The following is a 15,025-nucleotide window of genomic DNA, read 5'->3' on the forward strand; positions in this document are numbered from 1 at the left end:
GCCGAGTGGGGCCTGACGCTCAATGGTGCCAACGGCGTGCTTTCGGGGGTGACGAACATCAACCTCCAGCGCCGTGGCATGATCACCCTGGACAACACCAATCGTCTTGATGCGACCTCCGGTGTCACCGGCGGCAACAACAACAACCGCATCAATGACAATGCCATCACCAGCATGAGCAACGGCTGGCTGCGCCTCAGCGGAGGCACCGTCAACAACACGGAAACTCTTGGGACCGTCAACATCTTGACCGGAACGAACATCATTGATTTCTACCCGACCGATGGTGCTGGCGCCAACATGACACTCACCATCAACACCCTGAACCGCTCAGCTGGCGGAGTCGTGCGGTTTGTGGATTTGGACGCCACATCAACCTTCAGCACATCTGCTGTGGGAGACAGCGTGCGTGTGGCCGTCGGAACGCTCGGCACCGACTTGGTTGGCAACAACACCATGGCCACCGACAAGCAGATCGCCATCGGCATTCTGGGGGGCATCATTCCGCTGGGGCTGGACACCGATCTGCGCATCCTCGGCTTCAACAATGGCAACATCAGCGACCTTTGGAACCAGCAGCGCAACCTTCAGTATCTGGGCGGCAGCAATTTCATGACCTATGACGGCGGCTACCTGCGCCCGCTGGATGACTCCGAATACTTCACGGCCTCCGGCGGGCTTCTGGGCAACAGCACCGCCCTGGGGCTGAACCAGAATGTCAGCCTCAATGATCTGGCAACCGTGATGAAGGAGAGCACGACGATCAACGCCCTGCGTTTCGGACCTGTCTTTGACAGCAACGGCTCAGGCGGCAGCGTGAACAGCACCACGGCCCTGACCTCCTACACCAACCATCATGCAGTGCTGCTTTATGTTGACGGGACACTGAGCATTTCGTCAGGCATGATCAGCAGCGCCACCTTCACGGTGGGCAATACTGCGGATGCGGCGACGTACATCCTGGGTGGGAACCTGGACTTCGGCAGCCGTGAAGCGATCTTGAACTCTCAAAACGGCTTCTATGCCACCACAACGGGCGCCATTGGCAGCGGCACACTGCACATCCGCTCGAACATCATCGGCACCGGCGGGCTGCTCAAAACGGGCTGGGCCCAGGTGGTTTTGGCGGGCAACAACACCTATACGGGCATCACCACGATCAGCGATGGCGACCTGCAGGTGGCCAATGGCCGCTCCGGCCTCGGAGCCGGCGGTGCAGGCAATGGTGTCGTCATCACCGGAAACGGCAATCTTAGTGCCAATTCCGGTGTGCAGATCGGCAGCAAGACGGCGCGCGAAGACATCTACGTGGGTGTGCTCTCGGGCGACCAGCAGATCCTTCGCAACTTCAGCCGCACGCTGAATTACTTTGGCAACATCACCATCGACAACGTGGACCTGGCCGGCCAGGCTCTGTTCACGCCTCGCATCCGTCTGGATGGCAACAGCAACACCATCATCAATGGCAACATTGCCGGTGGCAACACCGCCATCTCCAATGACATCACCCAGATCGACTCCCGCATCGTGCAGTTTGACACATCGGGTGAACTGACCCAGCTCTTCATCTTCCGTGGAACCTTTGGGGACAAGCTGGACGCAAACGGCAACGCCATCCCGATTGCCGACACGATCTCCACTCTACCAACACTCGCAGGTGTGCGGACAAACGAGAATGAGGTGCTGCGTGTCAATCTTGCCCCAGGAAATGATCAAACGGCCTTCATCTTCGAGCAGCAGTACAATGCTGTCGGCCGTCTTACTCTGATCCGTGGCAACATGATGATCACCTATGATCCGAACGCTGTGGGCAATGACGGCACCGGTTTCTGGACCAACACCGCCATCAGCCGGATTCCGAACGCCGACTCCAACACCACCTCCTTTGCCATCAACGGTGGCACAAGCATGCAGGGCTTTGTCATGGGAAATACCGGGAATGCCTTCAGTTCGCTTTTCCTGACCCGTGATGGCCAGTTCTTTAACATGGCTGCCTGGTCCATGGTGGGCACCGGAGCCAAGTACGTGGGCGGCTTGAATGAAGAGGGAACCGTCACCTTTGGCACCGGCACCGGCTCGCTGGTGACGGGCAGCATCGTGGCAAACCTCCAGGCCCAGAGCGGCGGCACCGTGGTGTTCAACCAGGTGATCACCGGCAACACCGGCAGCACCACGGCTCCGAATTTTGGCTTCCTCAAGCAGGGCCGCGGCACCGTCATCCTGCAAAACACCGGTCTTGCATCCGCTTCCGACTCCAATTTCGTCCTTGCTGGCGGCACATTGGTGCTCAATCACACCGGCACCACAGTGCAGGCATTGGTGGGCAACCAGAATGTCCGCTTTGATGGCGGCACGGTTATCGCCCTGGCCAGCGCTGACGCCAATACCAGCACCGCCTTTGCCACCAACAATGCGGCCATCCGGGTGGTGGACTTCACGCTGGGCGGCAATGAAATCATGGCGCGCACGACCAACACAGGCACGGCTCGCAACATGACCATCAACATGGGCAATGCGAACGCCAATAACACCACCAGCAACTTCACCCGTGCGCTCGGGTCCACGGCCAACCTGGTCGAAGACAGCGCTGCTGGCGGCATCGCCCAGATCACTCTGGACTTTAATGCCACCTCCAATGCGGCGCTCAAGGATGCCGTCATTGCATGGATGACTTATGGCACCCAGCTGCGCACCGCCACGGACTTTGCCATGGTGGTCAGCGCCAGTGGCAATGACGTCGCCTCTTTTGGCACCATCCGTGTCGCCAGCGACTACAACAACGATGTGAGCAGCTGGACGCTGAACGGTAACATCTCCGAAAATGGCGGTGCGGGCTTCAGCGGGACTCGTGGCGCGGCGCTGAGCATCAGCACCCTGAGGTTTGACGCCAACGCGGAAAGCGTGGTCGATCTCGGCAGCAGCGTGCTGACAGTCGCCGGCACTGGCATTGCTTCCTCGGGCGGCGCTATCTTGGTGAGCAGCAATGTCGGCGCAGCCAACAAGACCATCATTGGCAGCGCGGGGGCAGCTCTGACGACCACGGGCGGGCTTTCCGAGCTTGTTTTCCATCAGTTTAGCACCGGCAACCTGAATGTGAACGTGCCGATCACCGGCGCGATCAATGTGACCATCGCCGGCCCAAGTTCGGTGGATGCCGCCACCATTGGCACCACGGGCGTTGTGGTCTTCAATGGTGCCAACAGCTACACGGGCAAGACATTCCTTGATGGTGCCATCCTCTCCATCAGCGATGTGTCCCAGCTCGGGGTCAATCCCGGGGCGGCCGTCGTGGATCAGATCACCTTCGGCGGCGGCACATTGCGTTTCACCGGCACCGGTTATGCAGACCTTGGCAACCGCGGTGTGATGGTGACAGGCGGCAGCGGCGTCATTGACGTGGTCGATGGAGCGGCTGAGCTGCGTGTCAGAACACTCGCCTCCACCGCCTTGTATCGCGGTGACCTTGTCAAGGTTGGCGCGGGTACGCTGACTCTGGAAGGCACGCTGAATACCGGAAACAACGCCAGCTTCCAAGGCCTGCTCGACATCCGTCAGGGAACCCTGCGCTTGAATGGTGACAACACAACCGCCACGGCCACGCAGGTTTCCACCATCCTCGGCACCAACAATTCCTTCGCGGATGGCACCATCTTCCGCACCGGAACGAACCTGGCCATCCAGATGGGGGCCATGAATGCGGCCGTGGACTGGACCATTGAAGAATGGATCACCTTTGAAGGCGGCAACTATGTCACTGTCGGCTCGCTCAATCCGAATGTCACCACACCGTCAGGTTTTGCCAACCCGGCCCTCCGCACGGTGAATCTGAACGGCGTCATCACACTTGAAGGCACCACCACCTTTGATGTAGTCAGCGGTCAGGTCGTTCGTTTCAGCAACGGTGCGGGCTTCCTCACCGGAAACGGCGACATCATCAAGGATGGCCTGGGCCAGATGGAGTTCCGCTCGAACAATCCTGACTGGACCGGAAACCTGACCATTCTGCAGGGCACCGTCTATGGCACTGTCCAGGCGGATGTCTTTGGCACTGGCTACCTGACGGGCAAGACGATCACCCTGGGTGCTGACAACCGTCAGGGAACGGCACGACTGGTGATCCAGAACCAGGATCAGGTTCAGAACTACACCGTCGAGATCAACCACAACATCAATGTGGTTTACAATCCCACGCAGACCAAGCAGCTCTCCGTTGAAACGGTCGCCAATGGCAACCTGATCAACATCAACGGCGACATCACGCTGAACGACAGCCTCCTCGTTTACATGAATGACGCTGCTGAGAACGGCGGCAGTCAGAACTACGTCAACTTCAACGGCAGGCTCATCGACGGCGCAGTCACCAGCGGCAACATCACCTTCTTTGGTGACGACACAGGGGGTGCTAACGACAACACCAGTGGCCGCACCTACAACTACGCTGTGCTCAAGGCTGACAACAGCGGCTGGACGGGGGATGTTCGCATCAGTGCCAACACGGGCTACGACCAGGACCAGACCACCATCGTTCGTCTCGAAAACGACAAGGCGCTCTCGGCTGCGAATGATGTGGACATGGGCTACAACTCCATCCTGCAGATCGGTGGCGGCAGCCGTGTCATTGGTTCTCTGAGCACCAACGGAGGAGTCGGCCCCTTCACCGGAGACACCGGCACGATGAGCGCCAGCACCAATGGCAGCACAGAAATCATCGAAAACGCCGCAGCCACACAGGGCACGCTCACGATCACCCAAAGCACACCCGGCACGACAGAAGTGCTCTGGGACGCCAAATTCCGTGACGGCACTCTGAACAGCCAGTTCTTCGCTCCGGGTGCCAGCCCGACGGCTTCCGCAGCGCTCAATGTGGTGAAAGCTGGCAACGGCTGGGCCACGATGACCCTGGACAATGACTACACTGGCACGACGACAGTCTCTGCCGGCATCCTGCAGGTGGGACGCAACGGGGTGGGGGACACCGGTGCCGCCAATGCAGCCGGTTTCACATCCGCCGTCGGCACCACGGTGGCTGGTACCGGCCAGATTCAGGGCACCTCGCTCATTCTTGGCAATCTGAGGCCCGGGGATGAGGCAGGCACCACCATGGGTACGCTGACCTTTGCCTCAAACACAACGTTCGGCGCCACCTCGGACATTTCACTCCAGGCCCAGCGCTCCAGCTACACTGCGATGAATGCCGTCGGATATGACAGTGCAGGGTATGGCAGCTGGGTGAGTGCGCTCGCCACAGATCCGACGTACAGCCACATGCTCAATGACCCTGTCACCACCGCACAGCACGATCAGATCGTTGTCGGCGGAACTCTGACCATCATCACGGGTTCCAAAATCACCCTCGTCAACAATGGCTACAATGCCACAGCTGGAGACGTGTTTAAGCTCCTCGACTGGACGGGTGCTGATCTGACATACAATGTCGGCGGTGTCGCCTACAACGGCGGTCTGCTGCGCACTGGTGCAGAGACGGGCACGGATCTTGATCTCTTTGAACTTGGATCAGGCTTCCGGTGGGATGTGAGCCTCTTTGACAGTCAGGGCATCATCGTCGTGGTTGTCCCAGAACCCGGACGACTGCTGCTGCTGCTGCTTGGTCTCATGGGCCTGGTCATCCGCCGTCGCCGCCGTTCGGTCATTTGATGCGCGCCCAGGCTCGCGCGCTCACGCGGTTTGCGGGCCGCAGGCAGGTGCCTGACCTGCCTGCTAAGGCGGGAGGTCAGGAGGTGCCCGCCTCTGCCGGGTGTCTCTGAATGCTTGGCGGAAAGTGCCGCCGCCGCATGCTCACCATCCGTGGCTTTTGGAAGGCGCGACGAGTTCTTTAAATGAGGGCTGGCCTTTGTTTGAATGCGAACATCCAAGACTCGCTGCTTCTTGCTCTTTGGAAATTATCCAGATGCCTGAGGTGATTTCAGTGCGCTGGCGTTGCAGAGCAGCATTCTTCCGCTGCTGTTTTCGCATAAAGCCGGTCAAGATCTCAAGCCAGCGGCCCTTCTTCGGTTGAGGAGCGGGTCCGTCAGCAACGGCCTGCGGTATCAGTTGGTCTTCTGGCCTTCTGCCCAGCGTATGGCGAAGTAGGCCAGCTCGCCGGTCTCGTTCATGCCCAGCTTGGCGCGAATGTTCATCTTGTGCACATCCACAGTTTTGGTGCTGATGCGCAGGGCTTCGGCGATCTGGCCAGTGTTTTTGCCCTGGCCGATGAGCACGAAGACTTCGAACTCACGGTCGCTCAGTTCGGAGATGGAGTCCTTGGACTCCGTGGCATTGCCGGAGGAGAAGGCCTTCAAAATTTCTTCGGACATTTCCTCGCTGACGGCAATGCCACCCGAAGCCACGCGGTGCAGGGCTTGCTCCAGCACCTTCTGTGGGGCGCTTTTCATGACATAGCCGCGGGCGCCCGCCTTAAGCGCGCGTTGTGCGTAAAGCTTTTCATCGTGCATGGAGATCGCAATCATCGGCAGCTTGGGGCGCAAGAGGCGAAGATCCTTGATGAGTTCGAGCCCGGAGCGGTCCGGCAGCGAAATGTCCACCACCAGTACATCAGGGGTGTCTTCGTCCACTTTACGCACGGCTTCTGAGGCATCTCCGGCCATCCACGCAAAGGCCAGATCCTCGGCGTTTTCAATGAAAAGTCTCCAGCCTTCGCGCATCATGGTGTGGTCATCCACGATGGCAATTCGGATGGGTGCTTGTGGGGTGTTGGTTTTCATTGGTGCGCGGTTCAATGGGGGAAATGCTTTTTTATATCATGGATTCTTTAGCGGAATCCGCACAATGGCAATCGAGAAATCCCGTTCACCGCTTTCCACAGTTCTCTCCAGCGTGGCGGAGAGTGTGCGCAGCCTCTGGCTCATGAGAATGAGCCCCATGCCGCGCCCCTGTGTCTCAGCAGACTCAGCGAAAGGCGTCCCGTCATGGATGACGCTGAGCACAGCGCAGGAGTCCTCCATTCTGACGGTGATGTTGATGACATCTGGCTTGGAATGCTTGCAGGCATTGACCACCAGCTCCTGGGCAATGCGGAACAGCAGCTCCTGCGAGCTTCCGGTCAGTGCGGGGCTCAAATCAGAATAGTCGAGCGAGCACTTCACCATGTACGATTTCTCGGCAAATCGAAGCACATTCTCCAGCGCATCCTTCAATCCATGATTTTCGATTCCCACCGGCGCGAGCCCCCATGCCATGCTGCGGGCGATCACCGTGGACTCCGAGAGATCCTCCGCCATCTGCCCTACCAGGGCGGCGATTTTGCCGTCCTTTTCCGGGAGCATGCCCTGCACGACGCCAGCTTTCATCTTGATCGCTGAAAGTCTTTGGCACAGGTCATCATGCAGATCTTTGCCGATCTTTCTGCGCTCCTGCTCGGCAGCTTCCAGCACCATGTTTTCCGCCCGGCGCAGCTTGGTCACAGCTCCGGTAAATTCTTCGGATATCATGGAAAGTTCGTCATTCCCCTCCAAGGTCATGAGGATGCCGTCCTTGGAGCTCGCGGAGCGCAGGATCTCCACCACCCTGCGCACACGGCGGGTGATGAATTCGTACAGCGCATACCAGAGCAGCAGGCACAGGGACAGCAGCACACCGGCCTGGCGCAGAGACTCCTGCCAGGCCTCCTCGCGCACATCCTCGATCGCCAGCGTCGCATCATAGCGTATCAGCACCGCCGCACGGCTGGTGGACTCATAGGTTTCAAAGAATGGCACCATCGCCACCAGGGAGGTCTTTTCTGCGTTCCATGCAAAGACGGGCACCATGGTCTGAAGCACTGAGGCATGCCGCCGCCACTCGTCTGCCAGGGGCGTCTTCAGGACGTCCATCTGCTGCCATTGCATGTGTGTGGCGCACGTGACGACACCTTCCTTGTTGCAGACAAGTCCCAGGTCGACGTCCGGAGAAAGTGACACATAGGCCATCTCGAGTTCGGCGGCACGCTGCTGCTGCTTGCGGGAAAGATGCTGCAGCAGACCGGCCAGGCGGCTGCCGGTTTCGGTGGCCTCCTGTTCCAGGCGTGCCAGACGGCGATCCACCAGCCAGTCCTGATTTCTCCAGTTGTTGAACAGGATCATCAGCAGCCCGAACGACAGCACTGTCAGGGTGATGCGGCTTTGGATGGAGTGAAACAATTTCATGGAAGAGCCTCCTTGATAAAGCTGGTGTCGATCCATTCGCCACCAGACGGCTTGGCCACGATGATGCCATGGCGGAGCATGAGATCTTCGGTCTGTCCTGCCAGCTCAGGGAGCAGGCGCAGCATTTTTTCATTTTCTGCACGGTCCAGCGTGTGCAGCCGTCCAAGGCATTCTGCCAGCTCCTCTGCGCTCAGGTTCTCACGTCTGAGGACAGCATCCATCCCTGGAAACGGCCGCCCGGACCATATGCTGTCTGCCATTTCACTTTGGACTTTGATCAGTGACAGCAGGTTTTCACGGGAGGATGTGCAGGCCCGTTCGGAAGCGACAAGCAGATAGATGATGGGAACTTTGAGCTGGCTGGAGTCATACAGGCGGTGGATGCTGCCGCGCGACAGCTTCGTAAGCCAGGGCTCGGTGATAACGACCGCATCCACCTGCCGCACTTGCAACGCCTGCTCCATCTCAGACTGAAACATGGGGATGAGCTCGATGTCTGCCATGGTCATGCCGACGCTTTCGAGGGCGCTGGCCATCAGGTAGGAGCCTGCGCTGCGCTCCACGCCCACTCGTTTCCCTTTGAGATCCTGCAGCCGGAGAATGTCGCCGTGTGAAATGACTGCATCGGCACCTGCAGATCTGCAGAGCACCTTGAGCACCTTGAGTTTCTGGCCCGCCTCCCGCATGCGCACGGCAGAGTCCAGCGTTACCACAGCCACATCAGCAGCGCCGCTGCCAAACGCCCGCACCACTGCTGACGACCAGGGAATCTCGATCACCTGAAAATGATTGGCGGGCAGTTTCTGCAGATCTCCCGCCACTAGCAGGGACTCCGCCGCTGTGCCCAGCCCGGGCACGACTCTCAGCCGGTTTTTCTTCTCTTGGTAAGGGAAAAAAGAGACTGTCAGCAGCAGTGCTGCGAACAGCAGGGGCAGGAAGCGTTGCAGCAGTGCCTTCGGGTCTTTCATCCGGCCATCATGCAGCAAAGCGGCGCAGCATGTCCACTTTTGCTTGTGCTGGAGTTCGTCATTTCTTTTTCTGGCCACGGCGGGAGCCTCCGCTAAGTTAATCCCCATGGCCCCAGACACATCCGCCGTCACCCGTCGTCATTTTCTGACCGTCAGCGCCGCCGCTCTCGGTTTTCCCACCATCATTCCCGCCACGGCTCTCGGCAAAGGCGGGCGTCCGGCGCCTTCGGAGCGGATCACCGTCGGTGCCATCGGCTGGGGCACCATCGCCACGGACTGGACACCGACCTTCCTTAACAATGACAAATGCCAGGTCATTGCCGTGGCAGACCCCATGAAGGAGTACGGCCACTATGGTTATGATGGCAAGAAGACGGGTGGCCGTGAGGCGGGTAAAAAGACCATCGACGCTCACTATTCGCAGTCGGCAAACAAGCCGGTGAAGGCCTGCGCTGCTTATGCGGACTTTCGTGAGATGATGGAGAAGGAAGACCTGGACGCCGTGCAGGTGTCCACGCCGGACCACTGGCATGCTTATATGGCCATCTATGCCGCGCGCAAAGGCAAGCACATCTACGGGCAGAAACCGCTGGCCCTCAACGTCGCCGAGGGGCGCCGCATGAGCGATGAAGTGGCCAAGGCCGGCGTGACCTGGCAGACGGGCAGCCAGCAGCGCAGCGACCAGTACTTCCGCATGGCCTGCGAGATGACGCAGAATGGCCGCATCGGCAAACTCAAGCGGGTGCGCGTGGGCCTGCCCGGCGGGCACAGCAACTGGAACGGCATGGCGGACCAGATCAACCCGGCGCCACTGCCGCCAGATTTTGACTATGAGATGTGGCTCGGCCCGGCCGAACAGATGGACTACCGCCCCGCCTTGCTGCCGCTCAACTGGCGCCACAACTTCAACTTCTCCGGTGGCATGATCACGGACTTCGGTGCTCATCACATCGACATCGCCCAGTGGGGCATGGGCACCCAGCTCAGCGGCCCCGTCGAACTGCGCAATGTTTCCGGGACGATGGACAGGGCCGCGCTCTACAACACGGCTTCCGAATTCTCCTTTGAGTGCGTCTATGAAAACGGCCTCGTCATGCATGTGGCCAGCCCGACACACAAGCTCATGCCCGAGGTGGAGGCAGCGCTGGCCACGCCAAATGCCAAGAAGCCCTTTGATCACGTCGGCGTGATGTTTGAAGGAGATGAGGGCAAATGGATCTACGTCAATCGCGGCAAGATCACAGCCAGCAGCCCTGAGATTCTCCGGGAGAAAACTCGTCCGGAAGAGATCCACCTCTACGAGAGCAAAGACCATACGGACAACTTCCTCTCCTGCATTTATGACGGCAAACCGACAGCCACACCCATCGAGGTTTCCCACCGCAGCATCACCATTGCTCACCTGGCAAACATCGCCCTGCGCAGTGGCAGCACAGGGCTGAAGTGGGATCCGAAGTCGGAGACCATCGCAGACAATGCCGCCGCATCGGCGCTGCTTTCCAAGGAATGGCGCAAGCCGTGGGTGCTTTGATTCGGTGTCTTTCCCACTTCGCCGCATGTCAAAACGTCCCCTGTCATCGCTCTGGAGCCGCTTCATCTCGGCCGTCATCCTAGTTGTCAGCGCTGGCACAGCCTTTGACATGCGGGCGCAGGACACCATCAGAATAGGCCCGCTCAAGCCTCTGGAGACACTGCCTTCACTGGCTCCCGCCAGCCCGGCAGTGCCCCAGACGGCGCCTGTGCCCGCGCAGATGCCGCCGCCCCCAGCAGCCAAGCCTGAGCCGAAGCCTGAGTCCCCACCGCCAGCGGCGCCGCCGCCCCTGCCTACGGCCAGTTCTTTCACCATCACTGGCCCTGTGGCGCAGGCTTATCTGTACATCGAAACCTATCAGACACGCGTTGAGGTGCTCTTTGATGCGGCCACCGTGCTCAAATGGCTGTCTCCTGAAGCCAGCCTGCCGGAATCTCTCCCGGCAGATCAGCAAAAGCAGGTGGTCGATACCATGGCGTCTCGGGCCGCAGACTGGTGTGCGCTGAGCGTGGGCGACCAGGCGCTGCCCGTGCCGCTGCCGCTGGTGGCAGTGGTCAAAGGCCTGCCCGGCAACACGCTGCCGCTGAAGGAGGGGGAGCCGGTGGCTGTGAACCAGATGCTCGTTGGTTTCATCTGGGAGTTTGCCACGCCGCCAGGGCCGGAGGAGATGAATGTCACCTGGAAAGGCTGGATGAATGGCCTGACCAATCTGCCGATACGCGTTTTCTTTGGGCCGATGAGTGAGACCAGGCTCAGCGAATCTGGGGAAATCCATTCTTCGATTAAAACTTTCCGCTGGCGCAATCAGGGGCGCATGCCCCGCCCGGCACCGCTGGCCGTGGTGCCGAAGATTCCCCAGCCCAAGCCGCTGCGCCTGCCGCTGGGCGGCATTTTGTGGGTGGTCACCGGCCTGTGCTTTTACATCTACCTCAAAGTCAAAGAGCACCGGCTCCCAGGCGGGAGTCTGCCCTATTTTTTTGTCTGGCTTCTCGGTGCCGTGCTCATGAGCCAGCTTCTGGTGGTGCCGGTATACACGGAGCCCGACGCTCCGGCCGTCACTCAGGTCGAAGAGGCGCAGGAGATCGTGTCTCCGCTCCTTCGCAATGTGTACCGTGCTTTTGACCACCACGCAGAGTCAGACGTGTATGATGTGCTGGCACGCAGCGTGGACGGCGAGCTGCTGCGCAAACTGTACCTCGAAACCATCCAGGCTCTCACGCTTGATGGTCGCGAAGGAACACGCGTCACGATCGCCGAATTCTCCGCCACTGTGGACAAGGTGGAGGCCGCGCCCACGGGCGAGGGGTTTGTCGCAGATTGCAACTGGATGGCCCGGGGCATTGTCGGCCACTGGGGGCACAGCCATCCCCGCGTCAATATTTACAACGCCCGCATCACCATCACCCCGGTCAAAGAGGAATGGAAGCTCACCGGGCTGGAGGTGCAGGAAGTGAGGAGATTGTAGGGCAGGATTTTGGATTTAGGCCGGCTGTCTGCAATGAGACGCGGGGGGCGCTACGTATGACTCCCACCATGCGACGTCTCCTTCTCCTTGCAGCCATCCCCGCCTTCGCCGCCGACCTCCCTCCCGACAAAGGGCTCACCATTCCTGAAAGCGGAAAGCGGCCCGGCGTTGTGACAGGCAAGGCATCTCCCGCGCTGCCCAAGCACGATCTCCCCGAAGGCTACCAGCTCCAAGTCGTGGCTGCGGCGCCGCTCGTCACCCACCCCATCATGGGCTGCTTGGACGACAGGGGGCGTCTCTTTGTGGGAGATGCCGTCGGCGTGAACTGGAACAAGGCTCAGCTTGAGGCCAGTCCGCCCAACCGAGTGCTTCTTCTCGAGGACACAGACAAAGATGGCACCTTCGACAAAAGCACTGTCTTTGCCGACAAGATGACCTTTCCCCAGGGCGCCTGCTGGTTGAACGGCAGCCTCTACGTCGGCTCGCCACCCGGCATCTGGAAACTCACCGATACTGACAACGACGGCGTGGCCGACCAGCGCGAAATGATCGTGGGCGGTTTCGACTACACAGGCAACGCTGCAGACATCCACGGTCCCTTCCTGCATCCCAATGGACGCCTTTACTGGTGCCATGGCCGCAAAGGGCACAAGGTCACGCAGAAGGATGGCACTCTCGTGGATGAATCCCTCGCCTGCGGCATCTGGAGCTGCAAGCCTGACGGCACCGACGTCGCCTGGCACTCCCTCGGCTGCGGCGACAACCCGGTCGAAGTCGATTTCACCCGTGACGGCGACATCATCGGCGTGCAGAACCTCTACTACAGCCAGCCGCGCGGGGACACCATCATCCACTGGCTCTACGGCGGCGTCTATGAGCGCAGCGACCAGCTCAAAGCCATCGCGCACCTGCCACGCACACTGGAAACCATGCCCGTGATGTACAACTTCGGTCACGTTGCTGTCAGCGGCTGCTGCTTCTGGAAAAGCTATCCGACGAAGAACACGAGCGCACAGCAGTTCATGGTCACCCACTTCAACACCCAGCGTCTTGTACGCATGGAGCTCACACCCAGCGGCAGCACCTACAAGGCCGTCGAAAACGAATTTCTCAAACTCTACAACCCCGACATTCATCTCACCGATGTGATGGAAGACCCGCGCGACGGCTCGCTGCTCCTGCTCGACACTGGCGGCTGGTTCCGCATCGGCTGTCCCTCCAGCCTTATGGCAAAATCCGATCTGCTCGGCGCGGTATATCGCATCAAGCCGAAGAATCCGCAGCTCGCCGTTCAGACCACGAATGACTCCGTCCGCAAAGACGATCTCCAATCCCAAATCGCAGCACTGAAGTCGAATGATGATCACACACGGCGTCTTGCGCTGGAATGGGTTGCAAAAAATCTGCCGCAGGAAGGTGAGGTGATGAGCGTGCTGGGACAGTTGATGGAGCAGGAGCTCGATCCTTCATCTGAGCACCTTTTAATTTATGCGCTTCGTCAAATGAAGCCCCCTTTTCACAGTGGCCCTGCCTCAGACCGATACATGAGCCGCTGGCTGTTGGTCGAACTAGCCCGTCATGGTTCCGAAAAAAGCTTTGCCAATGAAATCGAGGGTTCCCTTCGTCGTCTCGATCCCGAAACGTCCCCCTCTCTGGCGGATGCCATTCGGAGATCGTTTGAAGTGATGCCAGATGGCGACCAAATAGCATCAGCGGCCTTCACTGGATGGCTCAAAGCATCCGACATCACTCAAGGAAGAGTGTCATTTATCAAACAGGTCATTTCCGGACACCTTGCGAAGCCATCCGCGCAGTCGCTCATGACTGCCATGCTCGGCCATGGCTTGGTGGACGTCCGCATGGCGGCTTTGAGCATCCTCGCCGCCCAAACCTCGGGCATTACCAACGATGCCTGGTTCCCGGCACTGGACAAGCTTCTCGCCGAATCACCCACACCGCTCGTCTTCGACGCCATCAAGAAACTCAAGACGCCGCACTTTGACGCCGCGCTCCAAACCATGGCCAATGATACCAAGCGTCCGCTGGCCATTCGCCTCAAGGCGCTGGATGCCGCCAAGTCGGTCAAGCTCGCCGGTGAAACCTTCACGATGGTCAAGGGCGTGCTCGCTGATGCCGCCTCCTCTTCGGCAGCGAAGATTCAGGCAGCAGGCATGATCGCCAGCGCACCTTTGGCAAAGCCACAGCTCCTCGAAATCGCACCGCTCTTTGCCACCCTGGGCCCCGTTGAGCTCAAATCGCTGCTCGGCATCGTGCGCAAATCAAAGGAGCCTGAAGTCGCTCGCGCATTCGCCTCTGAGATCGCAAAAAATCCCGTCATCGCCAGCCAGCAGGAAAGCGCCTACCGCACCGCATTCAGCGATTTGCCGCCCGACATTTTCGAAACCATTGTCCTGCCCGCATACAATGCTGCCATTGCAGCTTCCGAGTCCAAGAAACGTCTTCTCGGTCCGCTCGCAGACAAAGTCATCGCCAGCGGCAACGCATCGAATGGAAAGAAGAACTTCGAAATGGGGAAGGGGACTTGCATCGCCTGCCACAAGATCGGTTCCGCAGGTCGTCCCATCGGCCCGGATCTCTCCCACATCGGAGCCATCCGCACCGAGCGCGACCTTCTTGAAAGCATTCTCTTCCCCAGCAACACGCTCGCCCGTGATTATGAGGCCCATGTCATCGAAACCAGCGATGGTCAGCAGACGCTAGGTGTGATCAAATCCCACACCGCTGAGGGGCTGCTCGTGGTGGACATCGCCGGTCAGGAAAAGACCATCGCTCATCAAACCATTGCTGGTGACACGACCTTGACGACCAGCCTCATGCCTCAGGGATTGGATCAAACAATGCCCGAAACCGATCTGCTCGATCTCGTGGCCTGGCTGCGGAGTCTGAAATAGCCGCACGG

7 protein-coding genes (1 of these 7 only partly in view) are annotated in these 15,025 nt (G+C 59.5%); 4 read left to right on the forward strand and 3 right to left on the reverse strand.

Annotation, left to right across the window (positions count from 1 at the left end):
- On the forward strand, positions 1-5,655 hold the 3' portion of the coding sequence (locus ACZ5WW_RS22720) for an autotransporter-associated beta strand repeat-containing protein (protein ID WP_377163208.1). 24,429 nt of this gene lie to the left of the window's left edge; 5,655 of the gene's 30,084 nt are visible here — the last part of the coding sequence; the start codon falls outside the window, past its left edge; the stop codon is at positions 5,653-5,655.
- Positions 5,656-6,047: 392 nt separating this feature from the next.
- Here ACZ5WW_RS22720 and ACZ5WW_RS22725 read toward each other — a convergent pair whose 3' ends face one another.
- The 3 genes from ACZ5WW_RS22725 to ACZ5WW_RS22735 are packed head-to-tail and all read right to left on the reverse strand — an operon-like array spanning position 6,048 to position 9,109.
- Positions 6,048-6,722, reverse strand: coding sequence for a response regulator transcription factor (locus tag ACZ5WW_RS22725; protein ID WP_377163210.1), 675 nt, complete (start codon positions 6,720-6,722; stop codon positions 6,048-6,050).
- A gap of 36 nt (positions 6,723-6,758) precedes the next feature.
- Positions 6,759-8,141, reverse strand: a complete 1,383-nt coding sequence (locus ACZ5WW_RS22730; protein ID WP_377163212.1) for a sensor histidine kinase — start codon at positions 8,139-8,141, stop codon at positions 6,759-6,761.
- The gene (locus ACZ5WW_RS22735; protein ID WP_377163214.1) at positions 8,138-9,109 is read right to left on the reverse strand and encodes an ABC transporter substrate-binding protein; all 972 of its coding nucleotides are present in this window, start codon (positions 9,107-9,109) and stop codon (positions 8,138-8,140) included. The genes ACZ5WW_RS22730 and ACZ5WW_RS22735 overlap by 4 nt, the downstream gene beginning before the upstream one ends.
- A 106-nt stretch (positions 9,110-9,215) precedes the next feature.
- Here ACZ5WW_RS22735 and ACZ5WW_RS22740 point away from each other — a divergent pair, with 106 nt between their 5' ends.
- From ACZ5WW_RS22740 to ACZ5WW_RS22750, 3 genes are all read left to right on the forward strand, one after another.
- Positions 9,216-10,640 (forward strand): Gfo/Idh/MocA family protein, encoded by a 1,425-nt coding sequence (locus ACZ5WW_RS22740; RefSeq protein ID WP_377163216.1) that lies wholly within the window; start codon positions 9,216-9,218, stop codon positions 10,638-10,640.
- A gap of 25 nt (positions 10,641-10,665) precedes the next feature.
- On the forward strand, positions 10,666-12,105 hold the full coding sequence (locus ACZ5WW_RS22745; RefSeq protein ID WP_377163218.1) for a hypothetical protein: 1,440 nt from the start codon (positions 10,666-10,668) through the stop codon (positions 12,103-12,105).
- Between the two features lie 68 nt (positions 12,106-12,173).
- On the forward strand, positions 12,174-15,017 hold the full coding sequence (locus ACZ5WW_RS22750; RefSeq protein WP_377163220.1) for a PVC-type heme-binding CxxCH protein: 2,844 nt from the start codon (positions 12,174-12,176) through the stop codon (positions 15,015-15,017).
- Positions 15,018-15,025 lie beyond the last annotated feature (8 nt).

This window comes from Prosthecobacter fluviatilis, from assembly GCF_055388355.1.

What these genes read in the sequence shown, in the direction of transcription:
- ACZ5WW_RS22725 (WP_377163210.1), bottom strand. Translation starts at nt 6,722, where the DNA reads ATGAAAACCAACACCCCACAAGCACCCATCCGAATTGCCATCGTGGAT.
- ACZ5WW_RS22730 (WP_377163212.1), bottom strand. Translation starts at nt 8,141, where the DNA reads ATGAAATTGTTTCACTCCATCCAAAGCCGCATCACCCTGACAGTGCTG.
- ACZ5WW_RS22735 (WP_377163214.1), bottom strand. Translation starts at nt 9,109, where the DNA reads ATGAAAGACCCGAAGGCACTGCTGCAACGCTTCCTGCCCCTGCTGTTC.
- ACZ5WW_RS22740 (WP_377163216.1), top strand. Translation starts at nt 9,216, where the DNA reads ATGGCCCCAGACACATCCGCCGTCACCCGTCGTCATTTTCTGACCGTC.
- ACZ5WW_RS22745 (WP_377163218.1), top strand. Translation starts at nt 10,666, where the DNA reads ATGTCAAAACGTCCCCTGTCATCGCTCTGGAGCCGCTTCATCTCGGCC.
- ACZ5WW_RS22750 (WP_377163220.1), top strand. Translation starts at nt 12,174, where the DNA reads ATGCGACGTCTCCTTCTCCTTGCAGCCATCCCCGCCTTCGCCGCCGAC.